27 protein-coding genes are annotated in these 24,326 nt (G+C 64.2%); 19 read left to right on the top strand and 8 right to left on the bottom strand.

What is annotated here, in order from left to right; translation table 11 throughout:
- Positions 1 to 58: 58 nt before the first annotated feature.
- The 7 genes from VKV57_15135 to rpmH all read right to left on the bottom strand — a co-directional run bounded on the left by VKV57_15135 (position 59) and on the right by rpmH (position 5,070).
- Positions 59 to 928, bottom strand: a complete 870-nt coding sequence (locus VKV57_15135; protein ID HLW61235.1) for a ParB/RepB/Spo0J family partition protein — start codon at positions 926 to 928, stop codon at positions 59 to 61.
- A complete protein-coding gene (locus VKV57_15130; protein ID HLW61234.1) occupies positions 903 to 1,814 on the bottom strand; it encodes an AAA family ATPase in 912 nt (303 codons plus the stop codon). The genes VKV57_15135 and VKV57_15130 overlap by 26 nt, the downstream gene beginning before the upstream one ends.
- 250 nt (positions 1,815 to 2,064) lie before the next feature.
- Positions 2,065 to 2,781: a 16S rRNA (guanine(527)-N(7))-methyltransferase RsmG gene (gene rsmG, locus VKV57_15125; protein HLW61233.1), complete on the bottom strand. Its 717-nt coding sequence runs from the start codon at positions 2,779 to 2,781 to the stop codon at positions 2,065 to 2,067.
- Between the two features lie 5 nt (positions 2,782 to 2,786).
- Positions 2,787 to 3,527 (bottom strand): RNA-binding cell elongation regulator Jag/EloR, encoded by a 741-nt coding sequence (jag, locus tag VKV57_15120; GenBank protein ID HLW61232.1) that lies wholly within the window; start codon positions 3,525 to 3,527, stop codon positions 2,787 to 2,789.
- Positions 3,524 to 4,321, bottom strand: coding sequence for a YidC/Oxa1 family membrane protein insertase (locus tag VKV57_15115; protein ID HLW61231.1), 798 nt, complete (start codon positions 4,319 to 4,321; stop codon positions 3,524 to 3,526). Before VKV57_15115 ends, jag begins: the two co-directional genes overlap by 4 nt.
- Positions 4,322 to 4,335: 14 nt before the next feature.
- Positions 4,336 to 4,536: a membrane protein insertion efficiency factor YidD gene (gene yidD / locus VKV57_15110; GenBank protein ID HLW61230.1), complete on the bottom strand. Its 201-nt coding sequence runs from the start codon at positions 4,534 to 4,536 to the stop codon at positions 4,336 to 4,338.
- A gap of 396 nt (positions 4,537 to 4,932) precedes the next feature.
- A complete protein-coding gene (gene rpmH, locus VKV57_15105; protein HLW61229.1) occupies positions 4,933 to 5,070 on the bottom strand; it encodes a 50S ribosomal protein L34 in 138 nt (45 codons plus the stop codon).
- A 632-nt stretch (positions 5,071 to 5,702) separates the two neighbouring features.
- Between rpmH and VKV57_15100 the strand changes: the two genes are divergently transcribed.
- The 14 genes from VKV57_15100 (at position 5,703) to VKV57_15035 (ending at position 18,919) form a co-directional block, all read left to right on the top strand.
- Positions 5,703 to 6,494 carry an ATP-binding protein gene (locus tag VKV57_15100; GenBank protein HLW61228.1) on the top strand — a complete coding sequence of 264 codons (792 nt, stop codon included), beginning with the start codon at positions 5,703 to 5,705 and terminating at the stop codon, positions 6,492 to 6,494.
- A gap of 41 nt (positions 6,495 to 6,535) precedes the next feature.
- Positions 6,536 to 7,912: a chromosomal replication initiator protein DnaA gene (gene dnaA / locus VKV57_15095; GenBank protein HLW61227.1), complete on the top strand. Its 1,377-nt coding sequence runs from the start codon at positions 6,536 to 6,538 to the stop codon at positions 7,910 to 7,912.
- A gap of 198 nt (positions 7,913 to 8,110) precedes the next feature.
- Entirely contained in the window at positions 8,111 to 9,220 is a 1,110-nt protein-coding gene (gene dnaN / locus VKV57_15090; protein HLW61226.1) for a DNA polymerase III subunit beta, read from the top strand.
- Between the two features lie 9 nt (positions 9,221 to 9,229).
- Positions 9,230 to 9,460: an RNA-binding S4 domain-containing protein gene (locus tag VKV57_15085; GenBank protein HLW61225.1), complete on the top strand. Its 231-nt coding sequence runs from the start codon at positions 9,230 to 9,232 to the stop codon at positions 9,458 to 9,460.
- On the top strand, positions 9,447 to 10,547 hold the full coding sequence (recF, locus tag VKV57_15080; GenBank protein ID HLW61224.1) for a DNA replication/repair protein RecF: 1,101 nt from the start codon (positions 9,447 to 9,449) through the stop codon (positions 10,545 to 10,547). The genes VKV57_15085 and recF overlap by 14 nt, the downstream gene beginning before the upstream one ends.
- Positions 10,519 to 10,842: a DUF721 domain-containing protein gene (locus VKV57_15075; protein ID HLW61223.1), complete on the top strand. Its 324-nt coding sequence runs from the start codon at positions 10,519 to 10,521 to the stop codon at positions 10,840 to 10,842. Before recF ends, VKV57_15075 begins: the two co-directional genes overlap by 29 nt.
- 6 nt (positions 10,843 to 10,848) lie before the next feature.
- Positions 10,849 to 11,130 (top strand): DUF370 domain-containing protein, encoded by a 282-nt coding sequence (locus VKV57_15070; protein HLW61222.1) that lies wholly within the window; start codon positions 10,849 to 10,851, stop codon positions 11,128 to 11,130.
- A 117-nt stretch (positions 11,131 to 11,247) separates the two neighbouring features.
- Positions 11,248 to 13,164 carry a DNA topoisomerase (ATP-hydrolyzing) subunit B gene (gene gyrB / locus VKV57_15065; protein ID HLW61221.1) on the top strand — a complete coding sequence of 639 codons (1,917 nt, stop codon included), beginning with the start codon at positions 11,248 to 11,250 and terminating at the stop codon, positions 13,162 to 13,164.
- A 90-nt stretch (positions 13,165 to 13,254) separates the two neighbouring features.
- Positions 13,255 to 15,693: a DNA gyrase subunit A gene (gene gyrA / locus VKV57_15060; protein HLW61220.1), complete on the top strand. Its 2,439-nt coding sequence runs from the start codon at positions 13,255 to 13,257 to the stop codon at positions 15,691 to 15,693.
- Between the two features lie 212 nt (positions 15,694 to 15,905).
- On the top strand, positions 15,906 to 16,391 hold the full coding sequence (locus VKV57_15055) for a DinB family protein (GenBank protein HLW61219.1): 486 nt from the start codon (positions 15,906 to 15,908) through the stop codon (positions 16,389 to 16,391).
- 4 nt (positions 16,392 to 16,395) lie between these two features.
- The gene (locus VKV57_15050; protein HLW61218.1) at positions 16,396 to 16,917 is read left to right on the top strand and encodes a putative metallopeptidase; all 522 of its coding nucleotides are present in this window, start codon (positions 16,396 to 16,398) and stop codon (positions 16,915 to 16,917) included.
- A gap of 120 nt (positions 16,918 to 17,037) precedes the next feature.
- Positions 17,038 to 17,412: a twin-arginine translocase TatA/TatE family subunit gene (locus VKV57_15045; GenBank protein ID HLW61217.1), complete on the top strand. Its 375-nt coding sequence runs from the start codon at positions 17,038 to 17,040 to the stop codon at positions 17,410 to 17,412.
- Between the two features lie 40 nt (positions 17,413 to 17,452).
- A complete protein-coding gene (locus VKV57_15040; GenBank protein ID HLW61216.1) occupies positions 17,453 to 18,097 on the top strand; it encodes a histidine phosphatase family protein in 645 nt (214 codons plus the stop codon).
- A gap of 54 nt (positions 18,098 to 18,151) precedes the next feature.
- Positions 18,152 to 18,919, top strand: coding sequence for an SDR family NAD(P)-dependent oxidoreductase (locus tag VKV57_15035; protein HLW61215.1), 768 nt, complete (start codon positions 18,152 to 18,154; stop codon positions 18,917 to 18,919).
- On the opposite strand, the gene VKV57_15030 is transcribed toward VKV57_15035, so the two are convergent.
- The gene (locus VKV57_15030) at positions 18,909 to 19,487 is read right to left on the bottom strand and encodes a phosphoribosyltransferase family protein (GenBank protein HLW61214.1); all 579 of its coding nucleotides are present in this window, start codon (positions 19,485 to 19,487) and stop codon (positions 18,909 to 18,911) included. The two genes, VKV57_15035 and VKV57_15030, sit on opposite strands and share 11 nt — an antisense overlap.
- A gap of 250 nt (positions 19,488 to 19,737) precedes the next feature.
- On the opposite strand from VKV57_15030, the gene VKV57_15025 reads away from it, so the two are divergent.
- From VKV57_15025 to aroH, 5 genes are all read left to right on the top strand, one after another.
- On the top strand, positions 19,738 to 20,640 hold the full coding sequence (locus VKV57_15025; protein HLW61213.1) for a shikimate dehydrogenase: 903 nt from the start codon (positions 19,738 to 19,740) through the stop codon (positions 20,638 to 20,640).
- Positions 20,641 to 20,658: 18 nt separating this feature from the next.
- Positions 20,659 to 21,789 (top strand): chorismate synthase, encoded by a 1,131-nt coding sequence (gene aroC, locus VKV57_15020; GenBank protein ID HLW61212.1) that lies wholly within the window; start codon positions 20,659 to 20,661, stop codon positions 21,787 to 21,789.
- A gap of 7 nt (positions 21,790 to 21,796) precedes the next feature.
- Positions 21,797 to 23,425 (top strand): 3-dehydroquinate synthase, encoded by a 1,629-nt coding sequence (gene aroB, locus VKV57_15015; protein HLW61211.1) that lies wholly within the window; start codon positions 21,797 to 21,799, stop codon positions 23,423 to 23,425.
- Positions 23,418 to 23,879, top strand: coding sequence for a type II 3-dehydroquinate dehydratase (gene aroQ, locus VKV57_15010; protein ID HLW61210.1), 462 nt, complete (start codon positions 23,418 to 23,420; stop codon positions 23,877 to 23,879). The genes aroB and aroQ overlap by 8 nt, the downstream gene beginning before the upstream one ends.
- Positions 23,880 to 23,952: 73 nt before the next feature.
- Positions 23,953 to 24,324, top strand: coding sequence for a chorismate mutase (aroH, locus tag VKV57_15005; protein HLW61209.1), 372 nt, complete (start codon positions 23,953 to 23,955; stop codon positions 24,322 to 24,324).
- The last annotated feature ends 2 nt before the right edge of the window (positions 24,325 to 24,326 follow it).

Here is a 24,326-nt window from a genome sequence, read left to right as displayed (position 1 = left end):
AACTAGTCGAGTATTGTAATACTATCTGTGCGCGGCCGACAGAATCCAGTGGTGAGCGTCACCTGAGAAGCATGTCGATCAGCCGCTCAAGATCATCCTGAGTGTAATAGTGAAGTTGAATCGTTCCGGCCTTCCCCTTGGAGAGGATGCTGACGTTCGTGCCGTATCGGCCGTGAAGCCTGGCCGAAAGATCGACCAGGACGGGGTCCCTACTGCCGTTCCGTCTGACAATTGTTTCACGTGAAACATTTCTCGCCGAGGCCCTGACTAGGGTCTCGGTCTCCCTCACCGATAGCCCACGCTTCTCCACGTGCTGCCAGAGTTTGAGCAGCCGGCTCGGATCGGCGACCGCCAACAGCGCCCGCCCGTGTCCCTCCGTAAGCCTCCCATGATCGATGGACTGCTGAACCTCCTGAGGGAGCTCTAGGAGCCTAAGCGTATTCGCCACGGCAGAACGGCTCCCGCCAATGGCCTCCGCAACGTCCTCCTGGGTCATTCCGAACTCGCTCGCTAGCCTCCGATAGGCTCGGGCCCGCTCAATTGGGTTGAGGTCCTCACGTCGAAGGTTCTCGATGAGGGCAACTTCCAATGCCTCCCGATCGGAAATCTCCCGTATCACAGCCGGAACGGTCGGCAGCCCGGCGGCCTTCGCAGCCCGCCACCGCCGCTCCCCTGCAACCACTTGGTAGCCTCCGTCAGATGGCCTGGCCACGATCGGCTGGATGATGCCGTGTTTCCGCACAGATGCGACGAGTTCGTCGAATTCGGCTCCGCCGATCTCTCGCCTCGGCTGGAACGGACTCGCCTCCAGCAAGCCAATCTCGATCTCCTGAACAAGACCGGCCGGCTGTTCGGTCGATGCCCCTGGAATTAGAGCTCCGAGCCCTCGGCCTAGCCCGCGCCTAGCTGTGCTCATCGCCGTCGTCACCTCCTTGATCGCTTGTGACCACTGCCGCCTCGATCCGCTCCACGGTCGACCTCATCTGAGCCGTTGGGAGACCGGCCCTACCGGCGAACTCCCTGGCGAGGTCGAGATAGGCCACTGCCCCACGTGATCCAGGCGCGTACGTCAAAATAGGCTGCCCATAGCTCGGCGCTTCGGCCAGGCGCACGCTCCTGGGAATGACCGTCTGAAAAACCTGGTCGCCAAAGTGCTGCCGCACCTCGGTGGCGACCTGATCGGAAAGCTTGATCCTCGAGTCGACCATGGTCAGGAGAACCCCGCCCACCTTCAACTCCGAATTCAGGTGGCGGAGAATCAAATTGACCGTGGTAAGGAGCGACGACAGGCCCTCCAGGGCGTAGTATTCGCACTGCATGGGGATCAGGCAGGCGTCGGCGGCCGTCAGGGCATTAATCGTCAGCAGACCCAAAGACGGCGGACAGTCAATGATCACGGCGTCGTAGTGCTCTTTGGCCTTCCTGAGCGCGGTTTTGAGCTTGGCCTCCCGTGCGATCGCGGCGACCAACTCCACCTCGGCGCCGGCTAGACGAACGTCGGACGGCAAAATGTCGAGACCGGATGTGGACGTCCGCCTGATGACGTGATCGGCAGGGTCCCCAGATATGATGACGTCGTAAACCGACATCGCCAGATCCCCTTTGGAGATGCCGACGCCGCTCGTGGAATTGCCCTGCGGGTCAAAATCGACCAGGAGAATTACGTATCCGAGCGAGGCAAGGGCGGCTGAAAGATTGACGGCAGTGGTGGTCTTCCCCACTCCGCCCTTTTGATTGACGATCGCGAACGTCTTCCCCGTGGGCTGCGACTCCGATCCGGTAAAATGCGAGAGGGGCCGACCGCAATCGAGCACCAGTTCCCTATGCCGAAGAGGAAATCCTCCACCGGAACTCCCTCCGCGCGGACCCCCTCGATGCCGAACGAACATTAATTACATTACAATGTAATGATACTTATCTATCATATAGCGGCGCCGAACTATTCGCCATGAACCGTGCGTGAAGACTCGAATGTGACTGTCGGCGCGGGCAAGCCAGGCCTTTCAGCTTCAGTTGCGTTGGACGCAGAGGAATTTGGAGCGGAAGTCACCCGGCCCACCGATTCTACAGGCCGGGAGGATCAACCGCCAGCGGACGCCTGGCCGGCACCCCGGGACGGCGAGGATAGCGCTCTGGGGTGGGCGCGACCTTCCGTAGAACCACGAGAGGACGAGGAGCGAGCACCGGGTCTTCGGCCTGGACCTCTCCCCCCAAAATCGCCACCGCCCCCGCGGCGCGTCGCGCCTGGACTGCGGCACCGCTCCCTTTGAGAAAAACCGCCACGCCGCCGATCCGAAGCAGGGGGAGCGCATACTCCGCCAGCACCGGGATACTGGCGAGCGCACGCGCGGTGACGGCGTCGTGACGCCCCCGGTGGGCGGGAGAGCGGCCCAAGGTTTCAGCGCGTGTCTGAAGCACCTCCGCGTTTGCCAGCTCGAGCTCGCGGAGGACGACCTCGAGAAACCCCGCCTTCTTCCTGGACGCCTCGACGAGCACGACGCAGACATCTGGGCGCGCCACGGCTATCGGAATCCCAGGTGTTCCGGCTCCGCTCCCAAGATCCACGATCGAGCCCCGCTGCGGGAGCGCGACGAGACAGCCGAACGCGTCGAGGACGAGCACGCGCGCTCCCTCCTCCTGGGTTCGAACTCCGGTGAGGTTCGCGCGGGCCCGCCAATCCAGAACCAACTCGACATATCGAGCGAGGATGTCCGACTGCTGGGAGGAAAGCGTGATCCCCACGGAAGCCCCGCCGGACTGGAGGATCCGGCCGACGGACACGTGGCCTACTGCCTGGCGTCGTCGGCGGGGTGGGCCCGGGACCGACCCGGTTGGACCGGCGAGGAGGATCCGCGTGGCGTGATCACCACGCAGCGATCCGGCTCTTCCCCTTCGCTGTGCGTGGTGACGCTCCCATCTTCGGAGAGCGTGGTGTGGATTATCCTCCGCTCGGCTGCCGACATCGGCTTCAGTGTCACCGGGCGGCTGGTCCGGCGCACGCGCTCGGCAAAGCGCCACGCTATGTCCTGCAGCACTTCCCGCCGCCGCTCCCGATACCGCTCGACATCGACGATCACCGGCACCCGTCTGCCGTAGCGGTGGGCCACGATCAGGTTGACGAGGAGATCCAGGGCCTCCAAGGTTTGTCCGCGCCGGCCGATCAGCGGGGCGAGATCCGGACCGGTGATCGAAACGTGGACGACCTCGCTTTCCTCACGCGCCTCGAGCGTCGCCCGGAAGCCCATCGCCTCCATCAGCGAGGAGACGATGCGCTCGGCAAGCTCCCCGCGTTCCCCGGGAGGAGCCGTCGGCGTCGGGGGCGCCACGGGGACCTCATCGTCACCCTCCTCCACCGCCGACAGCAGCGTGAGCCGAACGCGGGCGCTGCGCGATCCCAACCCCAGCACCCCACGGCTCCCCTCGTCGAGCACCATCAGATCGACGTCTTCCCGCCGCGCTCCGAGCACCCGAAGCGCGTCCCTGATCGCCTCTTCGACGGTCCGCCCCGAGCCCTCGGCCGATTTCACGCGCCCTTTGCCCCCTTCTTCCCCCGCGGCTCAGGTCCGGAAACCCGGCGCCCATCCCCCTTGGCGGTCTGCGCCACCGCCTGGGACTTCGGTGGGGCCGTCGAAGATGCCGGCGGAGCGCCCACCACCAGAAGGTACTCCCCAATATATGCAGTGGTCGACGTGATCATGTATACCGACACGCCGATCGGGTAAATGGTGGCGAAGTAGGCCATCATGATCGGCATGAAGATGAACATTCGAGCCTGCTGCGGATCGGTAATGCTCATCCGCTGCTGAAAGAACATCGTGACTCCCACGAGCACCGGAAAAATCAGCAGCACGAACTGCTCGGGATGCCCCGCCGCCGCGGCGGTGAGGATCTTCCCAAGGTTCGGGACTTCGTCCAACCGAATCCAGGGGATGCCAAAAACCGCCGCGTTCCCACCAAAGAGGCCACGCACGTAGAGCATTCGCCACAGCGCGATGAAGACCGGCATCTGGACGAGCATGGGCAGACAGCCCATCATAGGGTTGACGTTGTGTGCGCGGTAGAGCCCCATGATTTCCTGGTTGAGGGCCTTCGGATCATCTTTGTGCTTTCGCCGCAGCACTTCGATGTGGGGGGCGACGATCTGCATGCGCTTCATCGAGCGCAACTGTGTTCGGGTGAGGGGGTGCAGCACCAACTTGACCGCCAGGGTCAGGAGGATGATGGCAATCGTGTAGTCGTGGGAGAATCCATAGAACACCTGCAGGATGCGGTGAAGCGCCTCGGTGATCGCACTAAAAAGCGGGCCGAATACCTGGTTCACTCACCAAGCCTCCTCTATTCCCTCGGCACCGGATCGTACCCGCCCGGGTGGAACGGGTGACAGCGACAGAGCCGTCGGAGGGCCAACCAGCCGCCCCGAAACAAGCCGTACCGCTGTACCGCTTCCAGAGCGTATTCGGAGCAGGATGGGTAAAATCGGCACGCAGGGGGGGTGTACGGAGAGATCCACCGCCGATAGAAGCGGATCGCGCTGATCCACGCCGCTTCAGCGACCCGCTTCACCCGACTCCCCCGCAAGGACCCGCCCGGCGGCGCACAGTGCTTCGAGCTCTCCTACAATCTCTAAAAAAGGCGACGTGAGGACCGGCGGGCGGGCCACCAGCACAAATTCCCCCTGATCACAGAGGCGCCCTTCCAGCCGCCGGAAAGCCTCCCGCAACCGACGCTTGGCCCGATTTCGTGCGACCGCCCCACCAAACCGCCGGCCGGTGGTAATCCCGACCCTGCGGCCCCCTTCCGCGAGACGAACATAAAGCACGAGTCGCAGACCGGAAAACCGCCGACCCTCCCGGAAAACCCTGGAGAACTCCACCGGACGGGATGCTTGAAACGGCGCCCCTGGGCCTTTCAGCCGATCCGAATGTGCGGATCCTACGACGGCGCCAACCGATGCCGCCCCTTCGCTCGACGGCGCCGGAGTACGTTTCTCCCGCCCGGGGTGCGCATCCTGGCCCGAAACCCATGCGTTTTACTCCGATGACGTCTATTCGGCTGAAATGTCCGCTTCACCTGGCCGCCCCCCTATCCCAAACCTGCCCGTACACCCCTACCCATGGGGCGGACCGACACCTTTTCCCACTATAGCACACGCGCGACAACCCATTCAACGCGAGGCATGGCCCTAGCGGTCGACCCGCAGAAAAGCCCCGCGGCAGTGCCGCCCCTCATCGCCCTGCGAGGTTAACCAGGGTTGCACCGAGCGGTTGACCGCCCACTTAAGAAGTTGTTCTGGCGGGGCTGTTATTATGGCATGTTTTGTGGATAACCTGGTGGTAACTCCAGGGGTTATCCAGATTTTTCCGACCCCCACAAATCCAGAAAACTGGGATTCCGCCGAACTTCGCGATTGTAATAAAATCGTAATCCAACTGAAGGAGATTTCTCCAGATATCCACAATCTTTTCCACACCTGTGGATAATGCGGCCGGGGCATGTATTCTGCTACTTTTCGGATGAATGACCATCGTCGAGATGGGGACAGATGCCTCCGAAATCGGAGGAGGATGCCGGGCTTCTCTCCACAAAGATGACCGACCACCGATACGTCAGCGGCAGATAGGAAAACTCTACACCTGCAATTGCGCGGGGAGGAGGCCACTCCCTCACCGCCAATACTCACGCTACACATTCGGAGATACTCCATGCAGGATTTCTTCCTGCGGCTCATTGCGAAGCACAAGGGGACGCCGGAGGATATAAGCCAAGCGCCAGAGGTGCGCCTGGCGGTTTACGACACGCTGCTCTCGCCGCCCCAGATCATCTCTCTCTCCGCGGAGGATTTCAACGAGCTTGTGGGAGAGCTTGCAGCACGGACCTATAACTTCGCCCGCGAACGCGGGGGGCGGATCCCGTTTGTCGTCATCAGAGAGATTATGGAAAACCTGATCCATGCTTTCTTCGAGGATGCCGTCGTCACCGTGATGGACAACGGCAACACGATCCGCATCTCCGATCACGGCCCAGGCATCAAAGAAAAGGAACGCGCACTCTTACCGGGGTTCACCACCGCGACCAGGGAGATGCGGCAGTTCATCAAGGGTGTAGGATCCGGATTTCCTGTGGCGCGTGAACAACTCGCGTTTCTCGGCGGCGCCATCTCGATCGAGGATAATCTCGAACAGGGCACCGTGGTCACCCTTCACGTCGGACCCCCACAGGCCGCCGCCCAGACCGAACCTTCGCGCCCCGCGACCAAGCCCGACCCGATCCCGCCCAGAACCAGCGACCGCCAACGTAAAGTACTCCTCCTGATCAACGAACTGGGGTCGGCCGGCCCCTCAACCATCGCCAAGGAATTGGGCATTAGTGCCAGCACCGCCTACCGCGAACTCGACGCTCTCCAAACGCTCCAATTGGTGGCGATGCGCGGTCTCGGGAAACGCACCCTTACCGAACAAGGCATCGCGTACTTGGATAACGTGTTCAAGCCATAACACCCAGGGGCACCGAGCCCCAATCATGACGGAGGAACCACATGGAATCCCAGAACCTCGCTGCCAGTCAAGTCTGGCAGCAAGCACTGCCAAGAATCGAACGACAGCTCAACAGACCGAGCTTCGAAGCGTTCCTAAAGGCTATGCAGCCCATGATGCTGGACCAGGGCGTCTTCGTTTTCTCGGTCCCGAGCTTGTTCGCGAAGGAATGGGTGGAGGGCCGATACCGGCGGCTGATCTCGGACACCCTCCAGGAAGTACTCAGGCACGGCGTGGATGTGCAATTTATCATCGCCGAGGCCGACGCACAAGCTTCCCCTCCGCTTGTCCCGACCCCACCTCCGGTTTCGACCCGGTCGACTCCCGTAGACGCCCTAGCCATTAACCCCAAATATACGTTCGATACATTCGTTATCGGCAGCGGCAACCGCTTCGCGCACGCTGCCGCGCTCGCGGTTGCCGAAGCCCCCGCCAAAGCTTACAACCCCTTGTTCATCTACGGAGGAGTCGGACTGGGAAAAACCCATCTCCTCCAAGCGATCGGCAACTATGTCCTCACCCACAAGCAATTAGCGAAGGTCATGTACGTGTCGTCCGAAAAATTTACCAACGACCTCATCAATTCCATCAGAGACGACAAAACAGTCCAGTTCCGCAACAAGTACCGCACCGCCGACGTGCTGCTTATCGACGACATTCAATTCCTGGCGGGGAAAGAACGGACACAAGAAGAGTTCTTCCACACCTTCAACGCCCTCCACGAATCCAGCCGGCAGCTCATCATCAGCAGCGACCGGCCGCCACGGGAGATCCCGACGCTCGAAGATCGCCTGCGCTCAAGGTTCGAATGGGGGCTGATCGCCGATATCCACCCACCGGACTACGAAACGCGGATCGCGATCCTCAGGAAAAAAGCCGATCTGGACGCCATTACCCTCCCGGATGAAGTCGCCCAGTTCATTGCCCAGCGCATCTCCTCGAACATCCGCGAGCTCGAAGGAGCGCTGAGCCGCCTTCGCGCGCACGCACAAATGACGGGAACTTCATTGTCCATCGAACTCGCCACCGAAGTCCTGCGCGACCTCCTCCCACAGGCACGAATCCGGCCGGTGACCATCCCCGCGATCCAGCGGGCCGTGGCCGAGTTCTTTGGCATGCGGGTTGAAGAAATGAAAGCCAAGCGGCGCACGAAAGGGATCGCGTTTCCAAGACAGGTCGCCATGTACCTGTCGCGCGAGCTCACCGACGCCTCCCTTCCACGAATTGGCGAAGAGTTCGGCGGTCGAGATCACACCACCGTGATGCACGCCTGTGACCGGGTCAAGAGCGCGATCCTCCAGGATACGCACCTCGCGGCTGGCATCAAGGGTCTTGTTGATAACTTCCGCCTTGAGCGTCAAAACCCCGTGGACAAATGACAGGAATTGCTCGCCCAATCCGCGCAGTCGGCCCTGCCTATGGATATCACGAACAACTCTGCTTCGGTATAAACCAATTGTCCACACCAGCAAATACGTGCTGGAGCAGGGTTTTATGGGGATATGCACATAATCCACAGGTTCTACTACCATTATGACGAAATATTATATACATAGTACTCCCTAGGAGAGTTTAGAATGCGGGTCCAGTGTCTTCAGGATCACCTCCTCAGAGAAGTCCAAGTGGTGAGTAGAGCAATATCTAATCGAGCTAGTATGCCTATACTTAGTAATATCCTACTAGATGCGGGCGGGGGAAAATTAAAGGTCAGCGCCACTGATTTGGAATTGGGGATCGAGTCACAAATCAGTGCTGATGTTACAGAGAACGGGAGTATTACGCTTCCGGCAAGGATCTTTGGGGATATAGTTTCCAACCTTCCCGTGGCTTCGGTGAACATCGATGTGGGTGAGGGGGACACACGGGCCCGTATCAGCTGCGAGAATATCAAATTTGAGATTTTGGGACTTCCCGCTGCTGACTTCCCGGTGATGCCCCAAGATGGGGGAGAAATTATCGCGCAAATTGATGCCGGGTTGATGCGGACGATGATTCGGCAGACGAGTTTTGCTGTATCGACCGACGAGACCCGGCCGTTTCTCACCGGGGTGTACTTGGTGTTGGAGGACGGCGATGGCCGGTTGGTGGCAACGGACGGAGGACGGTTGGCGTTGAGGAAAATGAAACTTCCGGGAAAGGTCAAAGGCAAGATCTCGGCGATCGTCCCCAGCAAAACCATGGCGGAGCTCGTGCGCGTTTTGGGGGGCGCCGAGGATCAAGTTACCATCGCGTCGCACGAAAACCAGTTGTTGTTTACAGTGGGGGGAATGCGGTTTATCTCTCGGTTGATCGCCGGGCAGTTTCCGCCCTACGAGAAGGTGATTCCGTCCGAGTTTAAGCAGCGGATTAAGGTGGGGACCGAGCGATTGTTGCGTGCGGTGCGCCGCGCGAGCATTACGGCTCGCGATTCCGCCAACGTCGTTCGGTTGAGCGCTGCGGAGCGCACATTGACCGTCAGTTCCAACACTCCGGAGGTTGGGAAAGCACAAGAAGAAATTGATGTGCAAGCGGAGGGAGAGACGATGCAGGTGGCGTTTAACGCCAAGTTTCTCCTCGATGCTTTGATCAATATGGACGTTCCTGAAGTGATGTTCGAACTGACGGGATCACTGAGCCCTGGGGTGTTGCGGCCCGTCGATCATGCGGAGTACGTCTACGTGTTGGCTCCGGTGAGGGTTTACGGATAGCCGCGTCTTGTGGGACAGGTTCGCGCGCCGGTTTCGCTGAAGATCTCGACACCGACGATTACGCTGGGAGAGGCGCTGAAGTGGGCGGGAATTGCGGCGACCGGCGGGCAGGCTAAGCTGCTCATTCGCGGGGGACGTGTTCTGGTAAACGGGGCGGTCGAGCGGAGACGCGGTCGGCAGTTGTTGGTCGGAGACTGCATCGTGGTGGGCGGACAGGGGTACCGGGTTGTGGCTGGCTGATCTGCGACTGCGGGATTTTCGAAATTATCAAACGGTCGACCTGTCGTTTGAGCCGGGGACCGTGTTGCTCGTGGGTCCGAACGCTCAGGGAAAGACCAACCTGCTGGAAGCGATTTATACGGCGGCGCTCGGGCGAAGCCCGCGGGCCGGTCGAGACGTTGAGGTTATCCGGTTTGGCTGCGATCGGGCCTACGCGCGCGCCGTCGCCCAGGGGGCGCGGACCGACGTCCTGGAGGTGGCGATTGATCGGGCGACGGGGGGTCGGCGAAACAAGGTAAACGGCGTGGCGGTGGGCCGCGGGCAGTTGCTCGGTCGGTTGGTGGTGGTTCTGGCGGGCCCGCTGGACGATGAAGTGATCCGCGGGGCCCCGGCACACCGACGGCGGGTGATGGATGCGGCGTTGAGCCAGGTCAGCCCGTCGTATTTTTTTGCGTTGACGCGGTACATTCGCGTGGTGAAGCAGCGAAATCAGCTCCTGCGCGAGGCGTCGGCAGGAGCTGCGCTGGGTTCGTGGGACGACCAAGTTGTTGAGCTGGGAGCGGTGTTGATCGAGCGGCGTCGGCGGTTCGTGGAACGATTGGGCGAGCGGGCTGCGGTGCGGCACGCCCGGCTGGCAGGAGGCGCGGAGCGGCTGGGGATTACCTACCTGGGGGCCGTGGACGCGGGAGACGAACGGTCAGCGCTGGCGCGGGCGCTGGTCGCGCGCCGTGCCGAGGAGATCCGGCGCGGCACGAGCCTGGTTGGGCCGCACCGGGATGATCTGCGGCTCGAGATCAATGGTGTGGATGTTCGGACATACGGATCGCGCGGGCAGCACCATACGGCCGCTTTGAGCCTGCGGTTGGCAGAGGTGGATCTGTTGCGCGAAGAGCTGGGAGAATGGCCCGTGGTGCTGCTGGATGACGTGCTCGCGCATCTGGACGCGTCGCGGCAGGCGCTATTGCTGCGGGAGGTGGAGGGGCCGCAGGTGTTGTTGACGCACACGGAGTTCCCACCGGCAGAGGCTGTCGGGCTGCGCGAGCTGCGGGTTCGCGCCGGCGTGGTGGTCGAGGAGTCTCGTGTTTCCGCTCAAGGATCTTCTGACTGACGCGCTCAGCGCGCTGATGGGGCCGCGGCGGGCGCGGCAGGCCGCCGTGCTGGATGCGTGGCCGGAGGTGGTGGGTGAGATGCATGCCCGCCACGCGCACGCGGCGGGCATCCGGGGCAACGTGTTGGTGGTGGTCACCGATCTGCCGGCGCTTTCGTACGAGCTTGGTCTGCGTCGCGGGGACTTGGTTGACACGCTGAACGAGCGGGTGGGGGAGCGGGTGATTGAGGAAATTCACATTGTGATGCGCCCCTTGGGGGCGCCGCCGGGAGACGGTCACGGCGAAGCGGGGTGAGGCGGCGTGTATTTGCATTTGGGTGGGGACGTCGTGGTCCCGATCCGGGAGATCATCGGGATCTTCGACTCGCGGCTGCTGGAGGGTAACGAGGACAATCAGCGGTTCGTGGAGATCGCGCGCACGCAGGGGCGGATTCGATCCGAGGTTCCCCCGGAGGGGCGCAAAGCGGTGGTGGTCACGACGAGCGGAGTCTACACATCGGCCATCTCGTCCCTGACCCTCCAAAAGCGTGTTACCCACGTGCAGTGGGGTCTCCAGGATGGAGTCAGTGGGGGTTTGACCTAGCGGGCAATTTTTGGTAATGTATATTGAAGGAACTTTTATGGGCGTGGCTCAATCCACGCCCTGTCCCCATGCCCATTTGAGACAGTTTGAAGCCTACATCGGAGGATAGGTTGCCGCATGAGTGACGCCATTTACGACGCACAACAGATTCAGGTTCTCGAGGGGCTGGAGGGCGTCCGCAAGCGGCCCGGGATGTACGTTGGCAGTACCGGAAGTCGGGGTTTGCATCACCTGGTTTTTGAGGTCGTCGACAACAGCGTCGACGAGGCGCTCGCCGGATACTGCAAACGAATCGACGTCATCATCCACCAAGACAACAGTGTCACCGTCACCGACGACGGGCGAGGGATTCCTGTCGATGTCGTCCCCAAGGTTGGGAAACCCGGCGTCGAGGTTGTCATGACCATGCTGCATGCCGGGGGAAAGTTTGGGGGGGGCGGGTACAAGATTTCCGGCGGTCTGCACGGTGTTGGTGTGTCGGTCGTGAACGCGCTCTCCGAGTGGCTCGAGGTCGAGGTGCATCGGGATGGCAAGCGCTACGCGCAGCGCTTCGAGCGCGGGCAGCGGGCGAACGCGCTGCGGACGATCGGGAAAACCGATCGCACGGGAACGACGGTGACCTTTTCTCCGGACCGCAAGATCTTCGTCGAAACGGAGTACGACGCGAAAATCATCGCCGAGCGGTTGGACGAGTTGGCCTACCTCAACGCTGGGTTGATGTTGACGCTGCTGGATGAGCGCACCGGCGGGCGTGAGGAGTTTACGCACAAGGGCGGGATCACGGAGCTCGTCCGCCACCAGAACAAAAACAAGGGTGCGCTGGGTGATCCGATCACCGTGCACCGGGTGCGCGACGGGGTAGAGGTCGACGCCGCCGTTCAGTACAACACCGGGTATTTGGAGCATGTGTTCACATACGTCAACACGATCAACACCATAGAGGGGGGCACCCACCTAGTGGGTTTCCGGTCCGCCCTCACCCGGAGCATTAACGATTACGCCCGTCGGCAGGGGCTCCTCAAGAACGGTGATCCGAGCCTGCAGGGCGAGGACGTCCGTGAGGGGCTGACGGCCGTGATCTCGATCAAGCTCCCCGAGCCGCAGTTCGAGGGGCAAACGAAAACCAAACTCGGCAACCCCGAGATCAAGGGGTTGGTCGAGTCGGTCGTGGGGGAGGAACTCGCGGAGTACTTTGAGGCGCATCCGGGCGATGCGAAGAAGGTGGTCGCCAAGGCCCTCCAGGCGGCTCGCGCCAGGGAGGCGGCCCGCCAGGCGCGTGATCTGGTGCGGCGAAAGAATGCGCTCGATATCAGCACGCTGCCGGGCAAGCTTGCGGACTGCGCGGAAAAGGATCCGACGAAGTGTGAGATCTTTGTGGTCGAGGGGGAATCGGCGGGCGGCAGTGCCAAGGCGGGCCGGGACCGGCAGTTCCAGGCGATCCTGCCGATCCAAGGCAAGATCCTGAACGTCGAAAAGGCGCGGCAGGACAAAATGCTGGGGCACGAGGAGATCCGAGCGTTGATCACGGCGCTCGGTACGGGGATCTCCAACGAGTTCAACATCGATAAGCGACGATACGACCGTGTGATCCTGATGGCGGACGCCGATGTCGACGGCGCGCACATCCGGACGTTGCTGCTGACGTTCCTTTACCGGTACATGCCGCAGATGATTGAGCGCGGGAAGGTGTTCATCGCCCAACCCCCGCTGTACCTGATCAAGGCGGGGAAGAAGCACTTCTACGCCTACGCTGACGCCGAGCGCGACGAAATCACCGCCGATTTGACCAAGCACAACACCACTTTTGAGATTCAACGGTACAAAGGCCTGGCGGAGATGAACCCGGAACAGCTGTGGGAGACGACCATGAACCCGGCGAAGCGTACGCTGCTCCAGGTCGAGCTTGTGCGCAGTGAGTCCAACGGCGTAGACGAAGTTGACGAACTGTTCAAGACGCTGATGGGTGATGAGGTGGAGCCTCGCCGGCAGTTCATTCAGAAGTACGCAAAGGAAGTCCGCAACCTGGATATCTAACTCCTTGTCGTCCGGGACCCCCGCTTTCGGGACATGCATGCGGGCCGATAGCGGCGGGGCATCGGACAGACGTCCAACCTGAGGAGAGGCATGGCCGCCGAAGAGAGCATTATTACCCAACCGATCGATCGGGAGATGCGGACGTCGTATCTGGACTACGCGATGTCCGTCATCGTCAGCCGCGCGTTGCCGGACGTCCGGGACGGGCTCAAGCCGGTCCAACGCCGCATCCTCTACGGCGCCTCCGAGATGAGCCTGAGCCCCGACAGGCCGCACAAGAAGTGTGCCCGGGTCGTTGGCGACGTGATGGGCCGGTACCACCCGCACGGCGACGTCCCGGTCTACGAGGCCCTGGTGCGGATGGCGCAGGACTTCAGCTTCCGCTATCCGCTGATCGACGGGCAAGGTAACTTCGGCAGCGTGGACGGCGATCCGCCCGGGGCGATGCGCTACACCGAGGCCCGGCTCTCCCGGATGGCGATGGAGCTGCTGGCGGACATCGACAAAGAGACCGTCGCCTTCGTGCCGAACTTCGACCAGTCGCTCGAGCAGCCGGTCGTCCTCCCAAGCCGCGTGCCCAACCTCCTGATGAACGGCGCGGCCGGAATCGCCGTGGGAATGGCGACCAACATTCCCCCGCACAATCTCGGCGAATTGGTTGATGCGCTGATCACCCTGATCGGGAACCCGAAGCTCGAGATGGAGGAGCTCCTCAAGATCGTCAAGGGACCGGATTTCCCCACCGGCGGCCTGATCCTCGGCCGGGACGGGATACGCCAGGCCTACCTGGAGGGGCGGGGGAGCATTACCGTCCGTGCCAAGACCACCATCGAGGAGTTGCGGGGCGGGCGGGTCGCCATCATCGTCACCGAGCTGCCGTACATGGTGAACAAGGCGGCCCTGATCGAGCGGATCGCCCAGTTGGTGCGGGAGAAGAAACTGAACGGGGTCTCCGACCTCCGGGACGAAAGCGACCGACAAGGGATGCGCGTCGTCATCGAGCTGCGCCGCGACGTGAATCCCCAGATCCTGCAGAATCAGTTGTACAAGCACACGCAGATGCAGACGACCTTTGGCGCCATTATGCTGTCGCTCGTCGAAGGCGTGCCGCGGGTCCTTAACCTCAAGCAGATGCTCGTGTACTACCTGGAGCACCGCAAGGCCGTTGTCACCCGCCGCACTGAGTTCGAACTGCGCAAGGCCAAGGCGCGTGCGCATATCCTGGAAGGGCTGAAGATCGCCGTGAAGTCGCTCGATGAGGTGATCGCCCTGATCCGCCGGTCCAAGGATGTGCCGGCGGCGCAGGCGGGATTGATGAAGCAGTTCAAGCTCAGCCAGGCGCAGGCCGACGCGATCCTCGAGCTGCGGCTGCAGCGGCTGACTCAACTCGAGCGTGAGAAGCTCGATCAAGAGTACAAAGAACTGATCAAGGCGATTGCATACTTCGAGGACATCCTGGCGAACGAGCGCAAGATCTTCGGGATTATCGAGACCGAACTGCTCGACGTCAAGCAGCGATTTGGAGACCCGCGCCGGACCCGGATTATCGGCAAGGACGCGGAGCTGGAAGAGGAGGACTTGATTCCCGACCTCGAGGTCGTGATTACTCTGACCCACAACGGCTACATCAAGCGGCTTCCGCTCGAAACGTACCGCCGTCAGAATCGTGGCGGCCGCGGGGTCATGGGGATGGGGACTAAGGAGGAGGACTACGTCGAAGTCGCCACCGTGACCACCAATCATGCGTTCGTCTTGTTCTTCAGCAATCGGGGGAAGGTGTACCGGGTCAAGGCCTATGAGGTGCCGGAGGCCGGCCGTACGGCCAAGGGGACGAGCCTGGTAAACCTGATCAACGTTGCCCAGGGGGAGCAGGTCAACGCGATTATCCCGATCCGCTCGTTCGAGGACGCGGGCTACTTGCTCTTCGCCACCAGACACGGTTTCGTGAAGAAGACCGGGCTCATGGAATTCATCAACGCCAAGCGGGCAGGCATCGTGGCGATCTCCCTGGACAAAGACGACGAGTTGGACGCGGTGCGCTTCACGGACGGCAAGCAAGAGATCATCCTCGCGACCCGGAACGGCCAGGCGATCCGGTTCAAGGAAGCCAACGTGCGCGAGATGGGACGGTCGGCCCACGGTGTGATCGGCATCACGCTGCGCAAAGACGACGTGGTGGTGGGGATGGCGAAGAGCGGCGAGGGCACCGATCTCCTCGTCGCGACCGAACTCGGAATGGGGAAGCGCACTCCGCTCGGGCAATACCGCCTCCAGCGTCGCGGGGGATCGGGGGTGCGTAATATTCGTTTGACGCCCCGGACCGGCAAGGTGGCCGCGATCCGCGCGGTGGACGATGAAGACGAAGTCTTGGTCATCACCGCGCAGGGAATCGTGAGCCGGTTGCTCGTCAAGGAGATCTCCGAGCAAGGGCGTGAGGCGCAAGGAGTTCGGCTCCAGCGGCTTGACGAGGGCGACCGCGTCACGGCGATCGCGCCGATCGCCGCCCCTGATGAAGTTGCCGAAGAGTAGGGTCCGTTCCGGCTGCGATCGACTTTTGCCCCGCCGACCGTGATCTCGCAGGCTCCCTGCGCCACCGCGCCCGGCATCTCCGGCGGCGGCAGGGAGGGGCATTGCCACCCGGCGAATGGTCAGGGAGGGCCGCGTGCTCACCGGGCAGAATTCGTGTGAGGACAGCGGAAGGCGAATTCGCATTCGCTGTTCGAGCAAGGAGGCAGAGCTCGATGGAAGACGGTCTGCGGGGAATGCTGGCGCATCTAGAGGAGACCTGGGACGGGCTGCTCAAGGCGGTGGAAGGGGCGGACGACGAGGCGTTCTATTGGACCCCCGGTCCGGAGTTCAATTCCGTCGCGATCCTTCTCCGGCATCTCGCGGGAAGCGAGCGCTGGTGGATTGGTGAGGCGATCGGTGGGGTCCCGAGTCATCGTGTGCGCGATGCGGAGTTTACCCACGATCGGCCGCGTCGCGAAGATGTGCTGCGGGCCGTGGCGGAAGCGAGGCGGATCACGCGCCAGGCGATCGGCGCGGTGACGATGCAGGACCTGCACGCGGAGACTACCCCGGAGGTCACCTGGGGAAAGCCGCCAAGGCGGCCGACCAAGCTGTGGGCACTGCTTCACTACCTCGATCACTTGGGGTATCATCGCGGGCAGGCGCTGCTCCTCCTCAAGCTCGCGCGCGCGACCCCTCGCGAAGCACGGGCTCGCTGAGTCGATGCGCTGGGAGCTCTGTCGCAAGACCCATACCCGCGTGGAGCGGATTGCACGGGTGCTGGGGTTTAGCCACGTCGACCCCACCCGGATCTTTTGCGTTCGAGGGTATGGCTCGACGTCGGAAGCGTGGGCGAGGATTTGGGGGCTGCCGACGCTGTGGCAGCAGGTGCTGCACACCGGTCCGGCATACGTGCTGGAGATCATTGAGCCGGAGTTCAGTCGGTTACCTCAGGACGAGCAGGATCGCGTGTTGATCCATGAGCTGCTGCATATCCCACGAACGTTCAGTGGCGCTATCAGGCCGCACCGCACTCCGACGTTTCGGATTACGCGGCGGACCGTCGAACAATTTTACCGCCGGTTCCTGGAACACCGCCGTGGTGGCGTTCGTCGAGCAACGTTGGTGGGGGACGGGCGGGCGCTCGCGGGGAGAGATGTCCCGACGGTTGCGCCGCCGCGGCCGTCGGCCGCGGCGCACACGCGCAGGCTGCGGCGACGTCCGCGCCGCGCCTCTCACCGGTAGGTAGCGGAGTTTTCCGAGCAGCACGTTCCCCCCCGGGCTTTTGCGCGCCCCGGATCGTAGTGTAGAATACCCTATGGGTCCCCGTGAGCGGCGCGGTGTCGCCCCGGCCGAGGTGGTTGCGTGTTCGACAACCCAGAGAAGCTCTTCATCATCTTGGTGATCGCGCTCCTGGTTCTTGGCCCACAGAAACTGATGGGTCTGGGCGGATCGCTGGGCAAAGCGATCCGGGACTTTCGCGGTTCGATCAGGGATGCCCAGGACTCATTCCGAGATGCCATGGACGAGGCAAGCAAGCCTGAGGACGACCCCACGGCTCCCGCCCTGCCGGCGCCCGATCCTGCCGTTCCGTCGGTGATATTCCCCGAGACGCCCATGCCCGCCGCGGCGTCGGACGCGAATGCCCACGACCCTCTCTCCGAGGACGAGGAGCGTGACTCCTTAGCCTCAGAACCTTCCGCCCGGGCCGTCCAGGAACTCCTCCCGCGGAAAGAGTGACGCCGCGGCCCGCCCGGACCGCGCTGGGGTGGCCCGCATCGTGAGCGGTGGCACCCGTATCTACCTCATTCGCCACGGCCAGACCGTGTGGAACGCGGAAGGGCGCTTTCAGGGACAAACCGATAGTGCCCTCAGCGACCTCGGCCACCGCCAAGCGTCTCGGCTCGCGATCGTCCTCGCCCGGGTGCCTTTTTCGGCGATCTATAGCAGTCCGCTCTCCCGAGCGCGGCTGACCGCGGAAGTCATCGCGAACGCCCATCGTCTGCCGGTGGTGGAGGTCGCGGACCTGCGCGAGATCGGGATGGGTGTGTGGGAAGGGTTGACCGCGGCGGAAATCACTCAGCGCTTCGGTCCCGTGCTCGAACCGCGGCGGAGGAATCCAGAGTGGATCGCGCCGCAGGGAGGCGAGACGCTCGCCGACGTCCGCGCCCGCTCCATGCACGCGATGCTGGCCATCGCCGCGCGGCATGCGGGCACGACCGTGGCGGTCGTGGCGCACGGTGCCGTGATCAAGACGGTGATCTTGACCGCCCTCGATGCGCCGCTGACGTCCTACTGGCGGATCCGCCAGGAGAACGCGGCGATGAACATCCTGGATCTCGGCGGGGACCAGCCTCGGGTCAGGGTGATCAACGAAACGCTTCATCTGAGCGAGACCCCTTCCGAGCGACATCAGGCGGAATAGTCGCGGGTGATCCCACCGGGCGCCACACCGGCCAGGGGGGAGAGGAGGGACGGCATGCGATTGGAGGGCAAGGTCGCCGCCATCACGGGAGCCGCGGGCGACGGCTTGGGACGGGCGATTTCGCTGGCGTTCGCCCGGGAGGGGGCGGACGTCGCGGTGCTCGACATCCGCTCTGCCGAGGGGACGGTGGGTCCGATCGAAGATCTCGGTCGGCGCGCGCTGGGGATTCGCGTGGACATTGCCGATGCCGGTCGGACGGTCACCGCGCTCGAGCAGGTGACCGCGGTGCTTGGGCCGATCGACGTGCTGGTGAACGCCGCGGTGATTGTCACCCGCGGATCCGTGCTCGAGCTGACCCTTGAGGCTTGGGACCGCGTCTACCGCGTCAACTTACGCGGCTACTTCGTGACGAGCCAGTGGGTGGCCAAGGACATGATCCGCCGCGGGGCGGGGGGAAGCATCATTAACATCGCATCGATCAGCGGCACCAATGCGACCCGGAACCTCGCCCACTACTGCGCCGCCAAGGGCGGGGTGATCATGCTGACTCGGTGTATGGGTGTTGAACTCGCCCCGTACGGCATTCGGGTGAACGCGATCTCGCCGGGGGCGTTTGAAACCGACATCAACCGAGCGCTGATGGCTGACCCGGCGTTCCGAAAGTTGCGGAGCGATCCCGTACCGTTGGGACGGATCGGCCAGCCCCGCGAGGTCGCGGGGGCCGCTGTCCTGCTGGCGTGCGAGGAGAGCAAGCTTCATGGTCGGGGCCAACCTGATCATCGACGGCGGTCAAGTCGCGCAGTAGCGACGACTATTTGGTAAAGATCGGCAATTTCCCCAGCGCGATCAGATTGCTGTTCTCGTAGCCGCCCTCTTCGAGCAAGACCGTCGCCCGGGCCACAACGGTTGCCCCCACTTGGTCGAGCAGTTGTTCCACCGCCCGGAGGCTTCCGCCCGTGCTCACGACGTCATCGACGATCGCGACCCGGCTTCCCTGCAGCCGCTCCGCTTCGGGCCCGTCGAGGACCAGTGCCTGCACCGCGGCCGTGGTGATTGATTTGACTTGGACGGTGCGGGGGCGCTTCATGTAGCTTTTGACGCTCTTTCGAAAGACGATATAGGGGAAGAACCGCCCCGCGATCGGATCGGACAGATAGGTCGCCACCATGTGGACAAGAGGAAGCGCCTTGGCTTCGATCGAGACCAGGCAGTCGAATTCCATGGGTTGCAGCCGCGCAGAGATCGCCCGGGCGCAGGCGTTGGTGAGCTCGACGTCCCCCCACAGAACGAACGCGGCGATCCACAGCGAGTCACTCACGGAGACGACGGGCAATTTGCGGCGCAGCCCCGCGACTTCGATCTCATAAAACTCCCGCCCGTCGTATCGCATTCGCGCCCCCCCGGGTGCTGCCTCCGAGCCACCTGCCATTCTGGCACGAGGGTCCGCGGTCTGTCCAGGAGCACCGCGGCGCCGGTCGGGTCGTGCCGCACCGCCGGTGGGGAGCCTCTCGGGGGTGGCGGAGCGTGACGTGTTCCTTTTCACCCCTAGTCTTTCAAAATCGCGGAAAATCATTTAGGATAAAGCGGGTGACAACCGGCGTGGAGCCTTGATAAATAAGGCTTGTCGGGGGACCTGAGTCTTGCATGCGAGGAACAGGTTCGGAGGTCAACCGACGGGGATCGACGGGACGACAAGAGTGGTCGGCATCATCGGGGATGCGATTCGGGGAAGCCTCTCCCCACGGCTCCACAACGCCGCGTTCGCGGCGTTGGAGCTCAACTGGTGTTACGTCGCCTTCCCGGTCACGCGGGACCGTCTCGGCGCTGCGATACGCGGGCTGCCGGCGCTTGGGATCACCGGGGCAAACGTGACCGTCCCGCACAAGGAAGCCGTCCTCGCCTACCTCGATGACGCGACCGAAGATGCGCGCATCATCGGTGCGGTCAACACCATCGAAGTGGCCGGCGACCGGTCGGTCGGCCACAACACCGATACGGTCGGACTGGTGGACGCGCTCCGACGCGACGGGGGAGTGTCGCTGGAGGGGCAGCGGGCAGTCGTGGTCGGGGCGGGGGGGGCGGCTCGGGCCGCCGCGTTCGCGCTTGCCGGGGCGGGGGCCGCCAGCGTGACCATCGTTAACCGCAACTGGGATCGCGCCGCCGCGTTGAGCGCCGCCGTCCGGCGCATGTTCACGTGCGCGTGTGACGCGGTCCCGCTCGACGGACACGGGTTGGCATCGACGCTCGGCGAAGCCACTCTGCTCGTACAGGCGACGACGGTGGGGGGCGGCGGCCGGCGGGAGTCGGCGGTGCCGGGCGGGCTGCTGCACCCCGGTCTCTTCGTAATGGACATGATCTACGAACCGCAGGAGACGGTGTTGCTGCGAGAGGCACGCGCGCTGGGGTGCCGCACCCTCGGTGGGCTCGCCATGCTCGTGTACCAGGGGGCGCGGGCTTTCGAGATCTGGACCGGTCGCGACGCCCCCCTGCAGGTGATGCGCGATGCCGTGGGGTTGCCGCGGGAAGCGGCTCCCAAATCCTAGGGAAACGGTGGTGCGCCCGTGTTGCGATTTCTGACCTCAGGCGAATCTCACGGGCGGGGATTATTGGTGGTCATCGAGGGCATCCCGGCCGCCCTCCCGCTTGGCGAGGATGATATCAACGCCCAGCTGGCCCGTCGGCAGCGCGGCTACGGCCGCGGCGGCCGGATGCAGATCGAGCAGGACCGGGTGGAGATCTACGCCGGCGTGATGGGGGGCCTGACGATTGGCGCGCCGATTGGGATGCACATCGGCAACAAAGACTGGCGCAAGAGCGAGCCCCCGCTCACCCGGCCTCGTCCGGGACACGCCGACCTCGCGGGTGCGCTGAAATATCATTTCGATGACGTGCGCCGGGTGCTGGAGCGGTCGAGCGCGCGCGAGACGGTGTCCCGGGTCGCCGTGGGCGCGGTCTGCCGGACGCTCCTGAGGCAGTTCGGGATCAGCCTGGCCAGTCACGTCGTGGAGCTCGGCGGGATCGCGATCGGTCGCCGGCCCGCGCGTTACGAGGAGATCCCCCAACTCGCCGAGGAGTCGCCGCTGCGCTGCGTCGATCCGGAGGCGGAGGCACGGATGATCGCCGCGATCGACCGGGCCAAGGAGGCGGGCGACACCCTCGGCGGGGTGTTCGAGGTGGTCGCGACCGGCCTCCCGGTGGGATTGGGATCCTACGTCCACTGGGACCGGCGCCTGGACGGCCGGCTGGCGCAGGCGGTCATGTCGATCAACGCGATCAAGGGCGTCGAGGTCGGCGAGGGATTTCAGGAAGCGCGCCTGCCCGGGTCCTCCGCGCACGACGAGATCTTCTATGATGCGGGGCGCGGCTTCTACCGTGGAACGAATCGCGCCGGGGGCACCGAGGGCGGCATGACGACCGGGGATCCATTGGTCATCCGCGTGGCGATGAAGCCGCTCAGCACGCTGCGCAGCCCCCTCGCCTCGGTCGACATCGTGACCAAGGAGCGCGTGGAGGCCGCGGTGGTCCGAAGCGACGTCACGGCGGTGCCCGCGGCCGGCGTGATCGGGGAAGCGATGGTCGCGTTCGTCCTCGCCGACGCGCTGATCGAAAAGTTCGGTGGGGACAGCCTGGATCAGATGCGCGTCGCCTACGAGGCACACCAGCGCTGGGTTCGCTCCGGCCCTGGGGTGTAGGGCCCGCGTGCCGGCGAGCGTCATCCTCATCGGCTTCATGGGCACGGGCAAGACCGCGGTCGGGCGGGCGGTCGCGGCCCGGCTCGGCCGGCCCTTTGTGGATACCGACGCGCTGATCGAGACACGCGCCGGCCGTCCCATCCCGCGGATCTTCGCCGAGGACGGCGAGGAGGCGTTCAGGCGGCTGGAAGCCCAGGCGGTCGCGGATGCAGCCGATCAGAGCGGCGCCGTCATCGCGACGGGGGGCGGGGTCGTCCTCAGCCCCGCGAACATGGACCGGCTTCGACGCACCGGCATCGTCGTTGCGCTCCACGCCGATCCGAAGGCGATCCTGGCTCGGGTCGGGGGCGGCGGTGACCGCCCGCTCTTGGGCGGCGATCCCGAGCAGGGCATCCGCCGGCTCCTCGACGAGCGGAGTACGCTCTACGCGCAGGCCGATTTCACCGTGGAGACCTCGGCGCTGCCGCTCGACGCGGTGGTGGACCGTGTCGCGGCCATCGTCGCCGCCGCGGAGGCGTCCCCACGCTCCGCCGCCGGTTCCCCGCAGGTGGTTCGCGTGGATCTCGGTTCTCGGGGGTACGACGTCTGCATCGGCCGGGGGATCCTGGCGGATGCCGCCGCCTATATCGGCCGAGCCGTCCCGGCCGGCCGGCTGGCGCTGCTGACGCATCCCCGGATCGACGCGCTGTACGGACGCGCGCTCGCCGAGGCGCTCCGCCGCGCCGGGTACGACGTCGTGACGGTGATCGTGCCCCCTTCCGAGTCCAGCAAGAGCCTGCGTGTCGCGACCCGGGTCTTCGACGCCCTCGTTGACGCTCGGTGCGACCGGCGCAGCGCCCTGCTCGCGCTGGGCGGCGGGGTGGCCGGTGACCTCGGGGGGTTCGTCGCGGCGACCTTCCTGCGGGGAATTCCCTGGGTGTCGGTGCCGACGACCCTGCTCGCGCAGGTGGATGCCAGCCTGGGGGGGAAAACGGGGATCAATTTCCGCGCGAAAAACTTGATCGGCGTCGTGCATCAGCCCGCGCTCGTGCTCTCGGACATCGAGACGCTCGGCTCGCTGCCGCGGCGGGAGCTGCGATCGGGCATGGCCGAGGTGGTCAAGACCGGCGTGATCGGCGCCCCCGATCTCTTCGAGTACGTCGAGGGACACCTCGCCGCATGGCGCCGCCGCGATCCCGCTCTGCTCGCCTGGATCGTGGCTCGCTGCGCCGCCTACAAGGCCGGGGTCGTCGCGGGGGATGAACTGGAGGCCGGGCCGCGGATGGTGCTCAATTACGGGCACACCATCGGCCACGGGATCGAGGCGGCGGCGAGGTACCGCGGGCTCACCCACGGCGAGGCGATCGCCGTCGGAATGACGCTGGAGGCGCGGATCGCGGTGCGGATGGGTGTGTGCGACGAGGCGCTCCTTAATCGCCAGACCCGGCTGCTCGAGGCGCTGGGCCTCCCCGTCCGGCTCCGGGCCCTGCGCCGCGGCGGGGCGCCCGCGGGCCGGGAGATACAGGCGGCGATGGGCCACGACAAAAAGGCCGCGGCGGGGCGGTTGCGCTTCGTGCTCCCCGAGGCGTTGGGGCGAACGGCGATCCGGGACGATGTGTCCCCCGCGCTCATCGAGGAGGTGCTCGTCGATGATTAAGGTGCTCGTGGTGCACGGACCCAACTTGAATCTCCTCGGGCAGCGCCAACCGGAGATCTACGGCACGACGACCCTCGCCGAGATCGACCGGCAGCTCCATGCGCTCGCCCGCGCGGAGGGGGCCGCCGTCGAAACATTCCAGACCAACCACGAAGGGGCGATCATCGACCGGCTGCACGGGGCGCAGGGGCGTTACGGGGCGATCGTGTTGAACGCCGGCGCCTTGACCCACTACAGCTACGCCATCCGCGACGCGATCGCCTCAATCTCGGTGCCGGTGGTCGAAGTCCACCTCTCGAATATCCATGCCCGCGAACCGTTTCGGATCTCGGTGATCGCCCCGGTCGCCCGGGGGCAGATCGCGGGGTTCGGCGCGCACAGCTACCTGCTCGGGCTCCGGGCCGCGCTGGCGATCGCGGCGGACGGGGCGAGACGAGCGCGGAGGAAGCCCTAACCCCCCGTCGAAGCAACAGCCAGCCTCAGCGCCGCAGACCACGACCTGCGCCTCGGGCCGGCAGGAGGAGACGATGCGGTTCCGCGGGGTTCGGGGAGCGATCACCGTCGAGGCGAACACCGAGCAGGCGATCCTCGATGCGACGTACGAGCTGTTGAAGGAAATGGTGCGCGCGAACGAGGTGGACGCCGACGACATCGCGGGCGTGATGTTCACGGTGACCCCCGACTTGAACGCGGCCTTTCCCGCGGAAGCCGGCCGTCGGCTGCCGGGGTGGACGCACGTCCCGTTGATGTGCGCGCAGGAGGTGCCCGTGCCCGGCGCCCTGTCGCGGTGCGTGCGGATCCTCATGCTCGTGAACACCACCCGGACCGCAACCGAGGTTCGCCACGTCTACCTCCACGGCGCGGAGCGGCTGCGGCCGGACCTGACGCCCCGCTCGTGACC

The organism is bacterium (genome assembly GCA_035307765.1).
Lineage (GTDB): Bacteria > Sysuimicrobiota > Sysuimicrobiia > Sysuimicrobiales > Segetimicrobiaceae > Segetimicrobium.
This window is presented reverse-complemented; position numbering and strand designations above follow the sequence as displayed.

Coding starts and splice junctions, on each gene's coding strand:
- VKV57_15050 (HLW61218.1), top strand. CDS start 16,396: ATGCGCTGGGAGCTCTGTCGCAAGACCCATACCCGCGTGGAGCGGATT.
- aroQ (HLW61210.1), top strand. CDS start 23,418: ATGATTAAGGTGCTCGTGGTGCACGGACCCAACTTGAATCTCCTCGGG.
- dnaA (HLW61227.1), top strand. CDS start 6,536: ATGGAATCCCAGAACCTCGCTGCCAGTCAAGTCTGGCAGCAAGCACTG.
- gyrA (HLW61220.1), top strand. CDS start 13,255: ATGGCCGCCGAAGAGAGCATTATTACCCAACCGATCGATCGGGAGATG.
- VKV57_15030 (HLW61214.1), bottom strand. CDS start 19,487: ATGCGATACGACGGGCGGGAGTTTTATGAGATCGAAGTCGCGGGGCTG.
- VKV57_15055 (HLW61219.1), top strand. CDS start 15,906: ATGGAAGACGGTCTGCGGGGAATGCTGGCGCATCTAGAGGAGACCTGG.
- VKV57_15100 (HLW61228.1), top strand. CDS start 5,703: ATGCAGGATTTCTTCCTGCGGCTCATTGCGAAGCACAAGGGGACGCCG.
- aroH (HLW61209.1), top strand. CDS start 23,953: ATGCGGTTCCGCGGGGTTCGGGGAGCGATCACCGTCGAGGCGAACACC.
- gyrB (HLW61221.1), top strand. CDS start 11,248: ATGAGTGACGCCATTTACGACGCACAACAGATTCAGGTTCTCGAGGGG.
- VKV57_15035 (HLW61215.1), top strand. CDS start 18,152: ATGCGATTGGAGGGCAAGGTCGCCGCCATCACGGGAGCCGCGGGCGAC.
- dnaN (HLW61226.1), top strand. CDS start 8,111: ATGCGGGTCCAGTGTCTTCAGGATCACCTCCTCAGAGAAGTCCAAGTG.